Annotated in this window: 16 protein-coding genes; 12 read left to right on the plus strand and 4 right to left on the minus strand. The window is 42.2% G+C overall.

The window, feature by feature from the left end:
- Positions 1–16 precede the first annotated feature (16 nt).
- The 3 genes from QP794_RS07030 to QP794_RS07040 are packed head-to-tail and all read left to right on the plus strand — an operon-like array spanning position 17 to position 2,369.
- Complete coding sequence (locus tag QP794_RS07030; RefSeq protein ID WP_024629966.1) at positions 17–595, plus strand: peroxiredoxin family protein; 579 nt, start codon at positions 17–19, stop codon at positions 593–595.
- A 21-nt stretch (positions 596–616) separates the two neighbouring features.
- Positions 617–1,312 carry a response regulator transcription factor gene (locus tag QP794_RS07035; RefSeq protein ID WP_094937730.1) on the plus strand — a complete coding sequence of 232 codons (696 nt, stop codon included), beginning with the start codon at positions 617–619 and terminating at the stop codon, positions 1,310–1,312.
- On the plus strand, positions 1,293–2,369 hold the full coding sequence (locus QP794_RS07040; RefSeq protein ID WP_285075564.1) for a sensor histidine kinase: 1,077 nt from the start codon (positions 1,293–1,295) through the stop codon (positions 2,367–2,369). The genes QP794_RS07035 and QP794_RS07040 overlap by 20 nt, the downstream gene beginning before the upstream one ends.
- A gap of 293 nt (positions 2,370–2,662) precedes the next feature.
- Here the strand turns inward: QP794_RS07040 and QP794_RS07045 are convergent, their stop codons facing one another.
- A complete protein-coding gene (locus QP794_RS07045) occupies positions 2,663–3,256 on the minus strand; it encodes a LysE family transporter (RefSeq protein WP_285075565.1) in 594 nt (197 codons plus the stop codon).
- A 126-nt stretch (positions 3,257–3,382) separates the two neighbouring features.
- Here QP794_RS07045 and QP794_RS07050 point away from each other — a divergent pair, with 126 nt between their 5' ends.
- Positions 3,383–3,937 (plus strand): helix-turn-helix domain-containing protein, encoded by a 555-nt coding sequence (locus tag QP794_RS07050; RefSeq protein WP_285075566.1) that lies wholly within the window; start codon positions 3,383–3,385, stop codon positions 3,935–3,937.
- A 94-nt stretch (positions 3,938–4,031) separates the two neighbouring features.
- Here the strand turns inward: QP794_RS07050 and QP794_RS07055 are convergent, their stop codons facing one another.
- A complete protein-coding gene (locus QP794_RS07055; protein WP_285075567.1) occupies positions 4,032–4,913 on the minus strand; it encodes a LysR family transcriptional regulator in 882 nt (293 codons plus the stop codon).
- A 181-nt stretch (positions 4,914–5,094) separates the two neighbouring features.
- On the opposite strand from QP794_RS07055, the gene QP794_RS07060 reads away from it, so the two are divergent.
- From QP794_RS07060 to QP794_RS07075, 4 genes are all read left to right on the plus strand, one after another.
- The gene (locus QP794_RS07060; RefSeq protein ID WP_285075568.1) at positions 5,095–6,078 is read left to right on the plus strand and encodes an aldo/keto reductase; all 984 of its coding nucleotides are present in this window, start codon (positions 5,095–5,097) and stop codon (positions 6,076–6,078) included.
- Positions 6,079–6,510: 432 nt separating this feature from the next.
- Positions 6,511–7,071 carry a class I SAM-dependent methyltransferase gene (locus tag QP794_RS07065; protein ID WP_285075569.1) on the plus strand — a complete coding sequence of 187 codons (561 nt, stop codon included), beginning with the start codon at positions 6,511–6,513 and terminating at the stop codon, positions 7,069–7,071.
- 263 nt (positions 7,072–7,334) lie between these two features.
- Positions 7,335–7,907, plus strand: a complete 573-nt coding sequence (locus QP794_RS07070; RefSeq protein ID WP_285075570.1) for a hypothetical protein — start codon at positions 7,335–7,337, stop codon at positions 7,905–7,907.
- Positions 7,908–8,255: 348 nt separating this feature from the next.
- Complete coding sequence (locus tag QP794_RS07075) at positions 8,256–9,758, plus strand: alpha/beta hydrolase family protein (RefSeq protein ID WP_285075571.1); 1,503 nt, start codon at positions 8,256–8,258, stop codon at positions 9,756–9,758.
- Between the two features lie 358 nt (positions 9,759–10,116).
- Here the strand turns inward: QP794_RS07075 and QP794_RS07080 are convergent, their stop codons facing one another.
- A complete protein-coding gene (locus QP794_RS07080) occupies positions 10,117–11,880 on the minus strand; it encodes a methyl-accepting chemotaxis protein (protein WP_285075572.1) in 1,764 nt (587 codons plus the stop codon).
- 498 nt (positions 11,881–12,378) lie between these two features.
- On the opposite strand from QP794_RS07080, the gene QP794_RS07085 reads away from it, so the two are divergent.
- The 3 genes from QP794_RS07085 to QP794_RS07095 all read left to right on the plus strand — a co-directional run bounded on the left by QP794_RS07085 (position 12,379) and on the right by QP794_RS07095 (position 14,738).
- Positions 12,379–12,975: a DUF2239 family protein gene (locus QP794_RS07085; protein WP_285075573.1), complete on the plus strand. Its 597-nt coding sequence runs from the start codon at positions 12,379–12,381 to the stop codon at positions 12,973–12,975.
- Between the two features lie 27 nt (positions 12,976–13,002).
- Positions 13,003–13,896, plus strand: coding sequence for an alpha/beta fold hydrolase (locus QP794_RS07090; protein ID WP_285075574.1), 894 nt, complete (start codon positions 13,003–13,005; stop codon positions 13,894–13,896).
- 368 nt (positions 13,897–14,264) lie between these two features.
- Positions 14,265–14,738, plus strand: a complete 474-nt coding sequence (locus QP794_RS07095) for an HIT family protein (RefSeq protein WP_285075575.1) — start codon at positions 14,265–14,267, stop codon at positions 14,736–14,738.
- Between the two features lie 191 nt (positions 14,739–14,929).
- On the opposite strand, the gene QP794_RS07100 is transcribed toward QP794_RS07095, so the two are convergent.
- Entirely contained in the window at positions 14,930–17,956 is a 3,027-nt protein-coding gene (locus tag QP794_RS07100) for an FG-GAP-like repeat-containing protein (protein WP_285075576.1), read from the minus strand.
- 301 nt (positions 17,957–18,257) lie between these two features.
- On the opposite strand from QP794_RS07100, the gene QP794_RS07105 reads away from it, so the two are divergent.
- Positions 18,258–18,899 carry a hypothetical protein gene (locus QP794_RS07105; RefSeq protein ID WP_285075577.1) on the plus strand — a complete coding sequence of 214 codons (642 nt, stop codon included), beginning with the start codon at positions 18,258–18,260 and terminating at the stop codon, positions 18,897–18,899.
- The last annotated feature ends 92 nt before the right edge of the window (positions 18,900–18,991 follow it).

Here is an 18,991-nt window from a genome sequence, read left to right on the forward strand (position 1 = left end):
GAGGGTGATTGTTCCTATGAAAAAAAATATAGTCGTCGTTGTTATTCTGATCGGATTGGTTGCGTGGGGCATATACGATACAATGAAGAAAAAGGATGAACGTCAAGCAAGCCTGGCTAACAGTGAACAAGTAGTAGAGGGAATGGATATGTCCACCCTAACCGTGGGTATTAATCAAGGCAACATTGCACCAGACTTTGAGTTAAATACACCGGATGGTGAAAAGTTAAAGCTTTCTGATTTTAGAGGACAAAAGGTGATTGTCAATATGTGGGCAACCTGGTGTCCACCCTGTAGAGTTGAAATGCCGGATATGCAAAAATTTTATGAGAAGTATAAAGATGAAAAGGCCACAATTATTGCTGTAAATATGACATCTTCAGAGAAGAGTTTAGACAGCATTCCTAATTTTTTAAAAGAATATGGGATTACATTCCCGGTTGTATTGGATGAGCAAAACAAAGTAGGGGAAATCTATCAGGTATATGCACTCCCTACAAGTATAATCATTGATTCGCAGGGCATTATTCAGCAAAAAGTTTCAGGTCCAATGAATTATGAAATGATGGAAAAGTTTGTTTCAGAGATTCGCTAAGATACTATGGAGGGTTTGGGAATGGCTGTGAAGGGAACCGGAATTTTAGTTGTAGAAGATGATGTGAAAATCCGAAAGCTCATTGTCCTGTACCTGGAAAATGAGGGGTATGACGTATTTGAAGCGGGTGACGGAGAGGAAGCTCTAGATGCTTTTAAAAAATATGACCCTTGTCTTGTTATTCTGGATTTAATGCTTCCGAAAATAAGTGGGGAAGAAGTCTGCAAGAGCATCCGTGCAGATTTGAAGGAAGACATACCTATTATTATGTTAACCGCTAAAGTAGAGGAATATAGCCGGATTGGAGGATTGAAATCGGGAGCCGATGATTATGTAACGAAACCGTTTAGTCCGGGTGAATTGGTTGCTCGGGTAGAATCCATTTTGCGGAGGACGGGCCAGCGTTGTAGCAAACTTACGTACCGCGGAGTAACCATCAAACAGTTACGGGGTGAAGTACATTATAAAGGGGAAACCATTCAACTGACACAGCATGAGTTCCGTCTTTTGTATTTTCTAATGGTGCACCCCAATCAAATTCTAACTAGGGAACAGATCATCGATGAACTGTATCCTAATAATGAAAAGGCTGTAACAGAAAGGTCGATCGATGTTCATATAGGCAGATTGAGAGAGAAACTGATGTGGGATGGAGATAATGAACTAATCGAAACGATCCGAGGAATGGGGTATCGCTTTGTCGCTTTTCAAAAATAATCCGTTTCGAATCAACATCATGTGGAAATTCACACTGATTAATGTTGCGGTCATTGGTATTGCCATTTGGCTCGCAGGGGTTTCGGTAAAAGACTATGCTTGTCTGTTGTTTGCTAATTCCCCGTCTGTGACTCCGGAAGAGAGCGCCATTTTCACTCAAACGATGCAGACCTTTTTAATTAAAGCAAGTCTGACAGCTGTGTTGATTGCAGCGTTTATCCACTACTTTTTAGTAAAAAAGTTGATTCTTCCGCTTAAGGAATTGGGTCATGCAACCCGGCAAATGGCTCAAGGGGAAATGCCAAACCCCTTATCCATTCGTGTTCACGATGAAATTGGTCTGTTAACGGCTGACTTTAATCAATTGAGTATGAAATTGAAACATGTGGAGGATTTAAGAAAAAAAATGCTGTCTGATATGGCACATGAGCTGCGGACACCATTAACGAATATAAACGGATATTTGGAAGCTCTAAGTACGGGGGTAATTCGGGGCAATAAAGAGCTATTCGAATCCATTCACGAAGAATCCATACGCATTACCCGTTTAGTTGAGCAGTTGCACCAATTGAATGTGTGGCAAGGAAAGAAGATTTCCAATGAGAATAAGATGAATGTACTCTCTATAGAAAAGCTGATTGAATCCTGTGTGGATCACTTTTCATTGGAGTTCATGAATAGAGGGGTCATTATTGATCTCAAGACTGAAGCAGCGAAAGTAGTAGGAGATGAAGACGGTCTTAAACAGGTACTGCATAATCTTCTCACCAATGTACTGCAGTATGACCAGGGTGGATGGGTTGAGATTACAGGGAAGCGGAAAGAGTCAAACTATCAAATAACCGTCAAAAATGTAGGCCAACCGATTCCTGTAGAACATGAATCTCTCATATTCGAGCGATTCTATCGGGTAGATTCATCCCGCAGCAGAGATTCAGGAGGTTCAGGATTAGGTTTATCTTTAGTGAAGGAAATTATAGAGCAGCAGGGTGGAAAAGTAGGGTTGCAGTCAAAAGGAAATGAGCATTCATTTTGGTTTACTGTACCTTTAAAGTAAGAAAAGACACCAAAACATCTATCGAGAGACAGAAACATAATCCTATTGAAAGTCGCTATTTTAGCGGCTTTTTTTATCGGTACAAGTTCTTGTTGCGAGCCGTGGAAAGCACTTGTACCGAACGCCGAAATTGTAAGATACAGATTACCGTGTGTTCTTTAGATTACTACATGCGTAGATTGTCTGTTTAAAGAGGCCAATATGCCGTTCCCTTAATAACAAACAGAACGGCATTTGATCCCATGTACAATTACTTTCTTTTCATATCCATATCCATATTCATTTACATTTCCTTACTTCCAAATATCAGCAATCATTGATGCTGCGCTATATACAAGTAAAAGTGCCATAATCGCATTCAGAACTTTACCATATTTTTTAAAAATCTTATCAAATGTTGCTCCAAACAATGCCCAACAAGAGGTCCCGACAAATCCAACAAAAGATAATATTAGAACAAAAGCACTTATAATTATTAAACTCCTATAGTAGGGCAGAACAAAAGAAGAAAGTGCAGTAATTCCGTATAAAATGACTTTAATGTTTATAAATTGTAGAACCATACCTGAGAATACGGTATTGTTCTGTGAACGTGCCAACTTTCCCTTCTTAGGTTTATCTCGCCAGATTGTCCATGCTAACCAGAGGATATAGATGGCACCGATACAAAGCATATAGGGCTTTATAGATGGGATAACATCGTATAGTTGGGATGAGAACAAAGCGCAACACGAGATGATGACAAGAAAACCCAGTAGAACCCCAAAATTAAACGGAAAGGATTTCTTGAAACCATGTTTTCCAGCATTGGACATAGCCATAATATTGTTAGGCCCTGGAGTAAATGCTGTTAATAAAACATACGAAAAAAATGCAGTAAAGCTCATTTGAAACTACTCCCTTTCCACTTTGTATGTTATAATGCACAAATAGGGTGATATATAAGACACATTGCCATGCGATATATAATACTTTTTGTGCGTTATAATGTCAATACGCTGAGGGAGAGAAAAATGGAACCAATCAACTTAATTGTCGCTGAAAATTTTAAACAACTTAGGGAAAAAAGAAAAATGAGCTTAGATGCTGTTGCAAAGGTGTCAGGTGTAAGCAAGAGTATGCTGGGACAGGTTGAAAGGGGAGAGGTGAATCCGACTATATCAACCGTTTGGAAAATTGCCAACGGACTAAAGATTTCTTTTACCGAACTTATAAACCGTCCGGAAGCAGAGTATGAAGAAGTTAAAATGGAAGTGATTCAACCTTTACTCGAAGATGAAGGACACTTTCGTAACTATCCTTTTTTTCTGTTCGACAGTGAACGTCGCTTTGAAATCTACTATTTGGAGCTTGATGCCGGAAGCAATTTGACGTCTGATCCACATCCAGCGGGGACTCAGGAGTTTATCACTGTGTTCTCTGGAAAGCTTCAAGTCTCTGTTAACAATGAGACACTTTGTGCAGAAACTGGAGGAGGAATACGGTTCAATGCGGATAAAGTGCATCGGTATCAGAATATAGGAGAAGAGATCTGTCGACTGAATATGGTGATCTATTATCCAAATTGAATAAAAAAATAAATTAAAATGACGGTTTATCCATTAAAATCAAGGTAAACCGTCGCTATATAAAAAGATCTCTGGATACCTTTTCGGTCCTTTTTTACGAAGGATAGGTTTCCTTTATAAATTGGATAAAGTATGTAGTAGCTGAACTAAATATCTTATTTTTTTTCCAAGCGATGACATGAGTCGTTATTCGTTCAGGTTCAAAAGGAACAAAACAAGTGCTATTACTTTCCCGGATCGTATATGCTCCACTCACACAGATGGCATATCCGAGTTTCCTTTCCACCAACAGCATCGCATTCGTCAATAAATTATGGGATGCATAGATACAAAGGCTATCATTCTCAACACCAAGCCAGCTTGTAATTTCGTTTTGTACAATTGTACGTCGGGGTATAATCAAGGGCAAGGAAAGGATGTCTTGGATACGAACATATTTTTTCTGGGCAAGAGGATCATCACGTCTCATCAGAACTCCCCACTTTTCCTGATGAGGCAATCGAATATAGTCATATTTTGCTGTTTCAATCGGTTCCAGTAATATGCCGATATCTATATTTCCCCGGTCAAGTTTCTCCCGAATGTCATCTCCGTCTGCACTATATAATTCATATTGTACCCTGGGGTGCTGATTAGAAAATTCCTCTAACAGCTCTGGCAAAGCTCGGGATACAGTGGACTCTACACAGCCAACAGAAACAATTCCACCAATCATATCTTTTTGTTCCACTAGATCCCTTCCTGTCTTGTCCAAGAGGCAAACAATTTCTTTTACTCTTTGCTGAAACAAAAGTCCGCTATTTGTTAGTGTGATCTGTCTCTTGCCACGTACAAATAAACGAGTACCCAATTCTTCTTCAAGATCCATAAGCTGCCTGCTTAGAGTGGGCTGTGTGATATGAAGGATTTCTGCTGCTTTTGTTATATTACCAACGTTAGCCACCGTTAAAAAATACTTAAACACACGAATATCCAATTCATATCATCCTTCCGTATTTCATCTGATGAATTGTTTACTTAGTATTATACGATACATATTAGGCATGATAAAACATTCACCATAAGCATTAGAAATTATTGACTCTGGAAATTACCATGAGAGTATATAAAATACACAAATTTACGGTTTAAAAAAACGCTTAGGAAGGGAAACGATTATGAAGAAAAGAATTCTGGGAAACAACGGTTTGGAGACTTCTGAAGTTGGATTTGGATGTATGGGACTAAACTACCATCGGGGACCGGCAAAAGACCGTCGCGAAATGATTTCCGTTGTACACTCAGCTATTGATGCGGGCATCACAATGTTCGATACAGCTGAAGTTTATGGGCCTTACACAAATGAGGAGCTTGTTGGTGAGGCGCTCGCAGGGCAACGGAGTAAGGTGCAGATTGCAACAAAAGGCGGCTTTAAGATCACTGGCTTAACCAATGAGCTTGACAGCCGACCAGAATCAATTCACCTTTCGGTTGAAGGGTCATTAAAAAGATTACAAACGGATTATATCGATTTATACTACATCCATCGCGTAGATCCCAAGGTTCCCATTGAGGAAGTGGCTTTGACCATGCAGCAGTTGAAAAAAGAAGGAAAGATCCTTCATTGGGGGTTGTCAGAGGCAAGCGCTGAAACGATTCGTCGTGCACATAGCGTTGAACCACTGACTGCAGTGGAGAATGAATACTCGATTTGGTGGCGAGAAATTGAAAGCGACATTTTCCCCGTACTCGAAGAATTGGGGATCGGCTTGGTAGCCTATAGTCCCCTTGGGCGTGGATTTCTTACCGGGAAATTAGACAAGAATGCTTCTTTCACCGAGAACGACAACAGGGGCGAGCTTCCACGGTTTACTAAGCAAGCGATGGAAGCGAATCAGGTGATTGTTGATTATTTGAATAAACTGGCTGAGGTGAAAAACGTAACCACAGCGCAAGTTGCACTAGCATGGATTCTTGCTCAGAAACCGTATATTGTTCCTATTCCAGGGACAACAAATGTTAATAGAATCTCAGAAAATGTTGCAGCAAGAAATATCGTCTTCACTGAACAGGAGATGATGGTAATTAATAAAGAGGTAGACAAGATTCAAATTGTAGGCCATCGCTATCCAGAAGCTGAGAAGAGGAGAACAGGCAAATAAATTGGAGATCTTAAGGTTTCAGAAATGGGTATGGGATGTATGGGATTTAGCCATGCTTACGGTGCTGTGCCGGAAGAATCATACAGTATTTCGGCCATTCATCAAGCATATGATAAATCAGGTTACAGTTCATGGTCAAAGATCAGAAATAGAAGAACTGCTATGATTGATTCAAGGAAACACCCCGCTCATAATGAATATATGTCAGAGGAAAAGCTTGTACTGATTACTGATTAGATTTATCCCGGGCATTGAGGTTTGGCTAAAATAAACATTGTTATTTACAAAGCTTATTACTTATATTATAGTTATTACAGATATATATTATCTGTAAAAGAAGCCCCAGCGATGGTCTCTTGAGCAGAACGTATTGATCCCTTGGAAAAAGATCAAAATGCTGTTACAAATACGAGTATGCGAGGAGCATAAAAAATGAATTCAAAGCTAGAAAGTAAAATTAAGAACTTGGAGAATATTGAGAGGTTCCCAGCAGAGGAGTTATTAGAGTTTATACAGCTTAATAAAGAGGACGAACTATTAGATATTGGAGCTGGTACGGGTTATATCAGCTTTTCTTTTGCTAAATATGTGAAAAAGGTAGTTGCGTTTGATTATGATCATGATATTTTACAGTATCTAGAAGCAAAAGCTAAGGAAAAAGGGTTAACCAATATTGAAACCACTGCCGCAAACATTAAAGAGATGCCATTAGAGAACGAGTTATTCGATAAAGCCGTTGCTTCAATATCGTTACACGAGGTTCAACCACTTTCGATGGCCTTGAGTGAAATCCACAGAGTTTTAAAAGACAAAGGGCTCTTTTTATGTATTGAATTAGAGAAGTCAGAGCTGTCTAAGGGACCAAGGGTTTCATCGAAGGAAATGGAGGAGGAAATCGTTCAGGCCGGTTTTTCTATTATGGATACGTTTCATTCACCAACGCAAGTGGCTAACCAACCCGTTTATATCATTATTGCACAGAAGAATAAATAAAAAAATTCAAAACACTTTCAAAGGGTTGATCCTTTTGGAGGTGTTTTTGCATTGAAGCAACAAGAGGATGTCAGCCTTTTGATATCCTGTTGAAATAAAGAAGAAAGCCATAGAAATGAAATTGGCTCAGGTGACCGTGAAAGAGGTTACATATAAAATCAATTTTTGCACGCTAATTCATTAAGCTAACGGGTAAATTAGTGCAACTTTTCATCTGTTAAAAATGTTAATAAAGATGTATGAAATAACATGATGAGAAGTAGGTGGAAAAATTGAAAATTCGTTTATTCACGTTAATATTTTTTTTCACTACCGTATTTTTTATATCAAATGGACAAGATGCTAAAGCTTTGTCCTGTGCCGAGCCGGGAAGCCCCCAAGAATCGTTAGAGAGATATAGTGGAGCTGTTTACGGTGAAGTAAAGCAAATAAAGGCCGACTTGAAGCAAGAGGGATTGACAGGGACAAAAGAGAAAATCAGATATATTTTAGTGGAAGTTGAAAGAAGTTGGAATACAGAAGTTGACTCTCAAATCATTGTCGCAACTGACTACAGTTGGGGGTTTAATTTCAAGAAAGGCAACAAATACTTGATATACATTAGCAAAGGGGATGGCGAATTAAGCAGTAGTCCGTGCAGTTCGACAATCGAAATGAATAACCTTAACCAAGCAACTGAACTATTCGGCGAAGGATTTCAACCCAAACAACAAGTAAACTTAGAACACAAGATGTGGTTTATGTTTGAATATGATATTGATTTGTATATCGTAGTTACAATAGTAGTTGTGGCAATTTCCATCTTTGTCATGAGAGCAAGAAAGAAAAAGGGCTAAGTTTGGCTAAATAAAGGGCATCGAGTTTGGAGAGACGTTAATTATATAGTTGTCGAGAGACAAGAACATTATCCCATTAAAAGTCGCTATTATAGCGGCTTTTTTTGTTTTAAGGAACCAAGTTTTTGTCCAAAGCTGAGGATAAGAACTGTGTCATTACCGTATAGAGGGTGACCTAAATATCCATCTGCTCATATGCATCAATTCCACCTTTTAACGAGTCCTCCATACCGCAAGGTAGAATTACAAAATTGTAAGGTTGATGTAAGTTGAATCGATAGCTTAGGGTAGTCTGGTAAGGATAATATTGGAACAAACGAAAATAGAAATTTTAAAAGGAGAATCGACATGAGGCTGTTTGAACTGTTGCTTTTTTTGTCAAGCATCGGCTTGTTTGCTTTGACAATCCTATTAAAAAAAGGACGGCGTAGAATTCCAGTATTCGTTGCAAGCGGGATCGCCACAGTTGTACTGGTCATTCATTGGACGATGGAAGGATACAGAGTTCAGCTATTTTTCCCATATTGCTTAACGATCATTTTTGCAGCCATTTCAAGCTATAGCTATTTTAAAAAAAACGCCAACACAAGAATCCCGCGATTCATGTTGGGTTCAGCTTATACGGCTATCGCGATAATGCTGGTCGTCACAGCGGGTCTCATGTATGCCTTTCCTGTATTTAAACTACCTGAGCCGACAGGCGAATTTAAGGTAGGAACGCAAACTTTTCATTTCGTGGATACCAATAGGGAAGAGATTTTCGGCGAAACCAGAGGTGGTAAGAGAGAATTGATGGTTCAAGTATGGTATCCGGGTCAAGCTGGCACCGGCAAGTCCGCTCCCTTTATTCCCGATACCCAGATTTTACGTTATATGGCCGCGAACTATGGCCTTCCCGGGTTTACTTTGCAACACCTGAAGTACGTATCCAGTCATGCTTATTCCGGGACCGAAGTATCTTCGGCACAGATTTCATACCCGCTGATCCTTGCGAATCCCGGCTTCGGCTCTTCCAGGTTCCTTCACACGTCGCAAGCCGAAAATCTTGCGAGCCATGGATATATCGTGGCAGTAATCGACCACACCTACAATACATTTGCAACCGAGTTTCCGGACGGTCGAATCACGACCAGCAGTACCAACGACTTATTCTCGCCTGACCACGATTACCGGACGGAAAGCAGAAATCGTGACAAGTTGGGAAAAGTTTTAACGGACGATGTTACATTTACGCTCGACCAATTCGAGCTCATCCAATCGGGGCAGATTCCAAGTCATCTAAAAGGGAGGATAGATCTCGGTCATGTAGGGGTGTTCGGTCATTCCATTGGTGGAGCAACGGCCTATGACGCTGCTTACGATCCGCGAGTCGCGGTTGGAATAGACTTGGATGGAGCGCTCTATCAACTGCGTGACAGAGAGGGTCTGCGAAAGCCGTTTTTGTTCATGAACTCGGAAAGCGAATTCGAAAGATTAAAAATGGTGATGGATAACCACGCTTACACGGAGGCAGAGCTTAAACGTATGGGTAACACAAGAGAGTGGATGGATCAAGTAACGGAAGACAAAAAGGTAGAGCTTGAACGGATGCGTGAATCGGTCGACTCAGGGGGACAATTCCTCTATATCGAAAATTCGGAGCATTTAAATTTTACCGATGTACAGTTCATTTCTCCGATATTTAAAATGCTTGGCATTACAGGAAAGATTGCGCCAGAAAGAGCGAACGCCGTTATCAATGCCTATATGCTGGACTTCTTTGATATGTATCTGAAGAATCAAGGCGGAGTCTTGATGAAAGGGCCGGATAGCCGCTTTCCGGAGGTGAAGTTCGCAAGCCCCCTATTATAAATTACGGAACAGGCTACCGATTTTGATGTGCTATCACGTAAAATAGCTTCATCTCCATATACCACCAGAAGTTTTTCGATACCTATCTCATAACGCTACGCGGCTGGCTCTTACAGGCACAAGAAATTGGCTTACAAGTCTGCAAGCAGAACAACATGCCTAAAAAAGCGGGTATAGAGGGACTTGAACCCCCACGTCTAATAGTTGGTTATTTTTTCTTTGAGCTAACGGGAAACGTTGGTTGAGCAAAGCGAGATTAAAGAAAAGACCATCCGGCAAAAGGATGGCCCCAAAAATTTCCGTTACTGATAACACGCCTTGTATATATCGATACCGGTCTGTACGAGTGTCTTCATTATTATGAATCTGATTTAGGGACTTCGATCTGAAATTGATCGGAATATGTTTTGAGGTTCCCTGCAAGGCTGGCGAGCTGCCCGGAGATGTTCGACAGTTCGTTGGCCGACCGTTGCTGCTCCACAGCACTGGCCGTGACTTCTTCGGCCATGGCTGAAGTTTCCTCGGTTGCGGAAGCAATATAGCTCAGATGCTGCTCCACTTCCTGACGAATAGAGTGCATATCCACCGTCCGGCTTTCCAAACGTTGAGCCAGCTCCTGCACCTCGGTCGATAAGCGGCTAACCTGTCTGAACGTCTGGAGGCAATCAGCGATCTGTTCTTCTTGTTCCTTGACCGCAACCATATTCGCATCAAAATGACTGCCCATACGATGTATCTCTTGAACAAATGAACTGAGGATCTCATCAATCTCCTGGATCGAACGTTCGGATTGCTGAGCGAGCTGTCCCATTTCACCAGCAACGACCGCAAAGCCTCTACCCGCTTCGCCAGCGCGAGCTGCCTCGATTGAAGCATTCAGCGATAGAATTTGAGTTTGTTTTAAAATGTTGTGAATTTGTCCGCTGATTGAAGAAGCGAGTTCCGATTGAGTCGTCAGTGAACTGGAAATTTCCTGCTGATGCTCAACACGCTTCGCATTCTCTCGGCTCTTTTCAAGCAGAATCTCATGTTCACGTGTCACTTGTACTTGCACGGCAGATAACTGCTCTGAAGTATGGGTAAACTGTTGCACATATGAACCTACTTCATCCATTATTTTCCCGAGATTCTCTGAGTGCTGGACGGAGTGTTCTGTCTCTTCGGACTGTTTCACGGAGCCTATAGCAATTTCTTCGATTGCCTTGGAAAGTTCTTCGGTCTGACGCTGGTTCGTTTGAGCCGTTTCCGCAATATTTCTCGAGGACTGCTGCAACGTATTGGATCCTTGCTGTATTCCCATCAAAATGTTCGTCAATTGGGAAACCATGACATTAATCAAATCACTGATATCACCGAGCTGATCATTTGTCATATGTGTAGATACGACTTTGAGATTCCCATCAGCAACCTGTTCGAGGCTTGACTTAATATCGCGTACTTGTCTGAGAATGCCTCTTACTACGAATAGCATCATGACCAAAGATAGAATCAGTACAATCACAAAAATCGGGATAATGGTCCGATAAGCATTATTCAAGGATGTCGCGGAGACTTGATTCACTGCACTAGCAGAAATATCAATGCCCAGATAGCCAATAACAGTACCTTGCGAATCCTTGATTGGTGTAAAGGAGGACAATAGTTGTCCCCAGGTTGGATCGTCCACAATGCCTGTTGTGACGACTTCACCGTTTAACAAGCGTTCCTGAGTCTGGGGGTTGAATTCCATTGCTGTCCCATAAGGGCTATATTCCGTATCGTCCCAGTCCGCCCCATCCACGGTGTAGATCCACCCGTCCGAAGTTTTGTTATACATATAAACATATAAGGCTCCCGATTGAAGCCTAATTTTAACGAGTTCGTCTCTAAGACTTTTGTATTCGTTGCTCTCCTCCGAAGCAGTAGAGGATAATGTCTTGATTAATTCCGATTCTTGTCCTAGTTGAGAGGCGGTATTCACTGTCAGCTGCTGATTGTTATACTGTATGGTCATTAATGATGCATTTTCACTGGAGTTGATGGTGGTCCACATGATTAGACCACCCATGGCCAGTAGCGGAACCAGAATGATCAAATACAGTTTGAACCTTAAATCCATCTTTTTTTTGCGAGTCTTTGTCACGTTCTGTTCCCCCTAGGAAGTAGTTAAAAATATGATTATCGTATAACCCCATACTATTTATCGTAAAATTGAAGAGGGAAATGAAGACTAATCCTAGATTTATATATACAAATATGCTGATGGACAGCATTTTTTTATCGTGAAACATCCAATTCACTTGAAATTGAAAGAATCGTTGAACTTTTGCATAAGGAAATATTTCATAGTCAATCTTCTAAAAGAAAAGGCCGAAAAATCTCATTTAAGAAGGGTTATCTTAATATCTTAATCATGGATGAAGCACATCACCTGACAGAGTCATATTAGCATTGGTTAATGGACATCAACTGGATCGTTCAAAGATAAGCATGTCTCTAAAGCCAAAATAGAGTAGAGATGATGCTCTAAAAATGGAGCGACGAATTTACAAATTCAAATAATTTTACCCGGGTGATATTGATATTTTATTTTTACCCGGGTATAATAATTAAAAAAGTGCTGTAAATAAGGAGGAGTAGTATGCGGACTGAACCAAATCAAATAAGTTGTACTGCCTTTGTAGGGAGAAAGAACATTGCCAAAGGGACATTGCCGCACGTTGTTGCTATCGTAAAGGAGACTCTGAATGATAAGGAATTCGCCCAATTGCTTATCTTTGACGATTTTACTGGAAAACCAATCGATATTGATTTTCGTGGACAAACAGCTGAGGTACTTCAACGGTTGAGCAATCAGGCTGGCCATACAGCAGAGGCGGAAGAAAGTGAACCACCAACAAGACGGGTCGGTCGTCCCAAACTGGGGGTGGTATCCGGTGAGGTTACTTTGCTTCCTCGACATTGGGACTGGCTTAAATCTCAACCCGGAGGAGCCTCTGTAACTTTGCGAAAACTGGTCGATGAAGCTCGTCGTTCTGGGGAAAATGAGAGTAAGGTTCGCGCGGCACAAGAAGCAAGTTATCGCTTTATGACGGCAATGGCTGGCGATTTCCCTCAGCACGAAGAGGCCTTGAGAGCACTGTATGCTGGGAATCAGGATCGTTTTTACCAATTGATTGACGATTGGACACCAGAAATCAGAGACCATATCAAAACATTAGCCGAGAATGCATTCTAAAGTCATTTAAATGAAGGAGAAAACTAAATGAATATTTTGAAAGTAAACGGAATTGATCTCGCCTATGACAGCTATGGTAACGAAACGGACGAAGCCATTCTTCTAATTGCCGGGCTTGGAACCCAGATGATCCGTTGGACAGTTCCATTTTGTGAGATGTTGGCGACGCGAGGATTTAGAGTCATTCGCTTTGACAATCGTGATACCGGTCTATCCACACACTTTAGCCATTACGCTACGTTGGATTTTGAAGAACTTGCCAAAACACTTATGTCGGGACAGCGCCCGGATATTCCATATACACTCGATGATATGTCTAACGATGCGGTCGGACTGCTCGACGCCTTTGGGATCAAAAAGGCACATTTCGTTGGCCGCTCAATGGGCGGCATGATTGCCCAGCTTGCAGCCAGCAGATACCCTGAACGGGTTCTATCCCTTACTTCCATCATGTCGACAACAGGAAATCCCGAGCTTCCCCCGACATCTCCGGAAGTCATGGCGTTGATGACTCGGCCTGCACCGAATCCGATGGAGGATGAGGCAGGATATTTGGCACATAGCCTGGCTTTTGCCAAACGTATTGCTGGCACCGGCTATCCGTTTGAAGAGAACGAGTATCGTTCACTTATTCGTGAGGAAGTCCAGCGAGCTTATGACCCGGGTAGTGTTGGGCGACAAATCGCAGCAATTGCCGTTTCTGGCGACCGTCGTCCGCATCTTGCAAAAGTAGACGTTCCAGCCTTAATCATTCATGGAGCAGACGACCCGATGTTTGTCCCCGAATGTGGCAAAGATACGGCGCAAGCCATCTCTGGTGCAGAGTTCATGTTGCTTGAAGGCATGGGACATGACCTGCCACCGCAACTGTTCCAAACGATTGTTGATGGCATCGAACGGACAGCCCGGCGGAATAGATAATTAAAAAGTGACATCTCTTGAAGGAGCTGTAGGACAGATATAAAAAACCGCCCAGCCCATAAAGCATGTTGAACTTAATAAAAAGTAGTGATGGTCGGTGGACGTACACAAATAGATACACCGACTCGTTTCGAGGGACAACAACATATTCCCATTGGAGGTCGTTAATATAGCGTTTCTTTGTTTTATCGGAACATATTCTTGTCCCAAGCCCAGGACAAGAATATATTCCGGTTATCGATTAGTCATCTATCTAATCGATCTTTGTCCGTAAATTCATTAAGCTAACGGGCAAATAACGCAACGATCAGAAGTTGCCTGCGTCTAATAGCTGGTTGGAAAAATATGAAAGGAGTTGAATGAGATAGATGACAGTATCATTTTCACATAAGCCAGAAGGATATGAATGTCCATTTTGTCGTGTTTGGGGTATCGAGCGACCTAACCAGGGAACAAAACAAAAGGATATCATCTATCAGAATGAAAAGGTAACGGCATTTATAGCAAGTAAATGGTGGCCAAACAATAAAGGGCATGTTCTTGTTGTTCCGAATCAACATTTCGAGAACATCTTTGAACTTCCAGCGGATTACGCTGTTGAAATTCACCGCGCGGCTCAGCTTACAGCTTTTGCAATGAAAAATACATATGGATGTGATGGAATTTCTACGCGGCAACATAATGAGCCTGCTGGCAATCAAGACGTGTGGCATTATCATCTCCATGTTTACCCCAGATATGTGGATGATCAACTTTATCTGTCAAAGGGTTCTCAGTCCGATCCAGATGAACGCTCTTTCTATGCTGATAAGTTGCGTTCTTGGATAAAGGAAAACATTTAAGGTCTGCAGCATCAAATTGGAACGATGAAGGGACGCCGGACAACATGCAGCGGTTGCATGTTCAGTCTTACCAAGAAGGAAGCCGAGGTGAAAGTATAGCATATAGGAGCGAATAACATATTAACCTATCCAGCTGCAATAAAAAGACGTCTTTATCATCCTTCAAGATGATCAAAGACGTCTTTTTGCGTTTATAGAAGTGCAGAAAGCCGGATGAGAAGCGTGGCAGCTTCAGCACGAGTGAGCTGTGCTTTTGGAGCAAAGCGGTTGCTGTCCGTTCCTGTCATGACACGATTCTCCTGAGCTATGGCTGCATACGGTTTAGCCCAATTCGGGATGCTGGCATTGTCAGTGTATGACAAGTCGAAATCCAAATCAGTCTGCCATTTCATGGCCCGCCCGAGCATTACGACACTCTCTGCGCGGCTAATGGGATTCGTTAGCCGAAGTGTTCCATCTTTGTATCCCGAAATGATGCCACTAGCCACAGCCTGAGCAACTGATTCCTTGGCCCAATACGCGATGCTATCACTGTCAACGAAGGTAGAAATATCATATTCAGGGGGAGAAAATTGAATGTCATTACCAATCGAAAGAGTCCGAATCAGCATCACGGTCCATTCAGCACGCGTAATCGTACGATCAGGATGAAAGTTTCCGTGCTGGTCCCCCTTCACGATGCCGAGAGCCATAGCTTGCTCAATATTTTTGTTCGCCCAATGTCCCTTTATGTCCTTAAAGGTGAGGTCAGAAGTCTTAGCTTCGTAAGTAATGAATAGACTGTACGTAGAAACTGATCCATTTTCAGCTTGCACGACGAGGTCGATTTTGCTTTTGCCTTCATTTAATCTCAGAGAAAAGCTACCGTCTGCCTCTGCATCCTTACCTTTGATAAAGATGCTAGCATATGGTGAAAAGCTTGCAGCATTTATCTTCAGTTGTGGCTCAGTTGTCTTGACTTGGTACTCCAAAACATTCGGATCGAAGACTGGCGACAGACTGAGCGCTTTCGTTCCTGTGACTAATTCTAGCTTGTTCAGTCGGGTTTCCATTAACGAGAAGAAAGGCATTGTTGGTTTCGACGTGGCGACTGGTGAAGATGGTGTTGATGGCGTCGATGGCGTCGATTCGCCTAAGGTTTTCACGGTTACTGACAAGGCTGGACTTCTGTTTCCGGTTGTGTCTACAGCGAGGATAGCGAAGGTATAGGTCATGTCAGCGGTTAACCCATTGTCCTCATAGTTCACTTCTGTAACACCAACTTTCGCTATCGGAGCACCATTTCGCGTCAATTCATAATGGTCAATACCACGATCGTCTGAAGCAGGCGGCCAGTGGAGTCTTACACTGTTTTTAGTAACACTGGAAGCAGTGAGCTTGGCATACACCGGCCATTCAGGTATTGTTACATCCGGTGCCAATCCATTAGTTAGCGTCACTGTCACGGCAGCTGAAGCAGAACGAGGCGACTCATTGTTAGTATCATCTGTTGCAGTTACGATGAACTTGTAATCACCGGGAGAGAGATCGCCAATATCAGTTGCAGTCACAGAACCGTCAGCTTTGCTCATCCCAAGTATGATTGGGGGGGACAGTTCTTCCTCATCGACAACATCGTCGTTGTCCAAATCTTTCCAAGGATATGCCCGAACAGTTGCACCAACTTCGTCGATTGCGCCTGCATAGCCAACGAGTTGATCCGGTGTACCACTGTAGTTATCTATAGCGGAAAATTTCGTTGGATCAACGTGGGGAGCCGTCACATCAGGTGGGGATTTATCTTCATTAATCGTTACCGTTGCGATCGTTTGATTGCCAAGCGTTGCTTCATTTGTCGGATTGGAGAGAGTTACTGAAAAAGAACGATCTCCAGAATATGAGTTATTATCTAAAATCTGGATCGTATAAGACTTGGAGATCTCCCCAGCATTAAACTCGATCATATCATCCACTGAAGTAAAATCAATGCCAGCAATCGCTGTGCCTTCAACGGTCCTGAGCCGTACTTTCGTCTGACCGTAACTACTCCCGCTACGACTCACCGTGACTGTAGCTTCACCTTTATGCTCATTCACGGAGTATGACGGATTATCAAAGCCAAGTTCGCCTTCTGCGCGACTGTTTAAGAAATGGATGGTATTCGTGCTGGCATATGCGATGTCATCTAAGCCGTCCCCGTTCCAATCCCCTGAATTTAAAAAACCATAAAACGGGAAGTCTTCCTTTGTGAAAAACGTACCATCACCGGCACCGTTCAAAATAGAGGTTGACATGGAGGGCATCTGGTTATAAACGGCCAGGTCAAGCGATCCATCTCCATCATAATCACCCACAGTGATGTCAAACGGGGAGTTACCGGACGGATATATAAAGGGAGGGGAGAAGTCGCCTCCTGCAACGCCCATTAAAACGAATACCCCATCCAGACCGTTGTCTGCAGCAGCGAGATCGATGACACCATCTCCATTAAAGTCTCTGGATATCAGCTTGGTCGGCATACTTCCTGGCAGACCATAGTCCTTCCTTATAAACGTACCATCTCCGCTATTAAGAAAAATACTAACATTCTCTGAGCCATTGTTAGCTACTGCCAGATCAGGTTGGCCATCAAGATTAAAGTCAGCAGAAAGGATATGATGAGGATGGTTTCCGGATGAAATGAGTGTCGAAGCTTGGAAGGTCCCCTCTCCGTTGCCAAAAAAGAGTCTGATCTGATTTGAGTCGTTGTTAGCGATCGCTAGATCCATTTGACCATCACCGTTCAAATCCGCCGCAGTTAGACTCACTGGTCCGTTGCCTGTTGGGTACGATATGGGAGATTCGAAACTTCCGTCTCCACGACCGTTAAAGATAGTGACGGTATCGGAAGCATAATTGACTACCGCCAGATCAGGATGACCATCTAAATTAAAGTCCTCCACTACGATCCCTCTCGGGTTGTTGAGTCCATTTGTTAATTCATGAGTATCTCCGAACGTTCCGTCTCCATTGCCTAATAAGATGATAAGGCGATTTTGAGAAATATCCCCATAGACGGCATCTGTTTTACCGTCGCCATTCAAATCAGCAAAGGAGGAGTTAAACAGAACACTTCCCGGAAAAGTATACGAGGGGGAAACAGATTGAAACTTCGAACCTGCAGCCAGGGCTTGAAATGGAGCAATGGATATGGCCAAAGCAAAACTGGTGGCCGTTAATGCGAGTATCTTCTTTCTCATAAAAGGTTCCTCTCTAGTATATAAATTCTATAATCTATCATTCACTAAGTCAGTATGGTACAGAAGCAACAACAAGAGAGGAATCTGCTAGGTTTTCAAACATCAACACCTCGCTACAATTGAATGGGGAAGCCCATACGCAAGTTAACATTATATCAAGGTTTCGTTAAGCCTAGAATCTCTATTACAAAGAATGAGACAAACTTGATACACTTACGGGGTAATGGACAGAGTGATAAAGGAGGTGAGCCTAGTGATGGATACTTCATGATTTAGATGCTGAAAGGAATGAAAGATGAGAATGAGCAAGTGGTATGTTGCGTTTTATTCCGTTGTATTTGTATTTGTGCTTGTGATGTTGTGGAATGAACAATCTGTTTTTCTTATAGTGGGCACTGTGCTTGTTGCCACACTTATTGCGTTTACGATTCTCGTTATCTACCCCATGGCTTGGGAAACCCGGATGGACCGTGTAGAAGCTTTTTTGCGTAAAAATCATCATACACCCTATATTTATATTTATTATGTGACTGCCAACAGACTGGATGATGAAGTCGAGATCACGATGGAGAAACTTAGAAATCAGACAACAAATAAATCGAGGCAAGCGATATATCAGGCAGCTTACGGCGTTTATTGCAAGGATATAACTGCCGTTCGGCAAGCGGTGCTCAAGATGCGCAGATCCGATTACCGTACATATTACGAGACGTTTTTACAGTTGGAGGAAGAGAAGAGTGAACAAGCAAGGGAGCACCTGAAATCAATTAGAAGACAATGGATGCGATCCGCACTTCTTGCTGAAATAGAACGCCAATTGAATCGTCGCGATCAGGCTATCCAGCACGCTAAGGAAGCGTTGAATGCCTCCAAAGGTGTTGAGCGTTACATGCTGACTAAAGAATATGAAAGGTATTATACAAACGAGCAACAAGCACAATAAATGCATACAGTCGCGGATTGTATTCTCGTTATAATGGAGTAACAGTATCTTCAATCATGATCAATCAATATTTTATTAATGAATGATGGAGA

Source organism: Paenibacillus sp. UMB7766-LJ446 (genome assembly GCF_030226665.1).
GTDB lineage: Bacteria > Bacillota > Bacilli > Paenibacillales > Paenibacillaceae > Paenibacillus > Paenibacillus vandeheii.

What these genes read in the sequence shown, in the direction of transcription:
- QP794_RS07065 (WP_285075569.1), top strand. Translation starts at nt 6,511, where the DNA reads ATGAATTCAAAGCTAGAAAGTAAAATTAAGAACTTGGAGAATATTGAG.
- QP794_RS07030 (WP_024629966.1), top strand. Translation starts at nt 17, where the DNA reads ATGAAAAAAAATATAGTCGTCGTTGTTATTCTGATCGGATTGGTTGCG.
- QP794_RS07035 (WP_094937730.1), top strand. Translation starts at nt 617, where the DNA reads ATGGCTGTGAAGGGAACCGGAATTTTAGTTGTAGAAGATGATGTGAAA.
- QP794_RS07090 (WP_285075574.1), top strand. Translation starts at nt 13,003, where the DNA reads ATGAATATTTTGAAAGTAAACGGAATTGATCTCGCCTATGACAGCTAT.
- QP794_RS07095 (WP_285075575.1), top strand. Translation starts at nt 14,265, where the DNA reads ATGACAGTATCATTTTCACATAAGCCAGAAGGATATGAATGTCCATTT.
- QP794_RS07050 (WP_285075566.1), top strand. Translation starts at nt 3,383, where the DNA reads ATGGAACCAATCAACTTAATTGTCGCTGAAAATTTTAAACAACTTAGG.
- QP794_RS07045 (WP_285075565.1), bottom strand. Translation starts at nt 3,256, where the DNA reads ATGAGCTTTACTGCATTTTTTTCGTATGTTTTATTAACAGCATTTACT.
- QP794_RS07100 (WP_285075576.1), bottom strand. Translation starts at nt 17,956, where the DNA reads ATGAGAAAGAAGATACTCGCATTAACGGCCACCAGTTTTGCTTTGGCC.
- QP794_RS07060 (WP_285075568.1), top strand. Translation starts at nt 5,095, where the DNA reads ATGAAGAAAAGAATTCTGGGAAACAACGGTTTGGAGACTTCTGAAGTT.
- QP794_RS07105 (WP_285075577.1), top strand. Translation starts at nt 18,258, where the DNA reads ATGAGCAAGTGGTATGTTGCGTTTTATTCCGTTGTATTTGTATTTGTG.
- QP794_RS07075 (WP_285075571.1), top strand. Translation starts at nt 8,256, where the DNA reads ATGAGGCTGTTTGAACTGTTGCTTTTTTTGTCAAGCATCGGCTTGTTT.
- QP794_RS07085 (WP_285075573.1), top strand. Translation starts at nt 12,379, where the DNA reads ATGCGGACTGAACCAAATCAAATAAGTTGTACTGCCTTTGTAGGGAGA.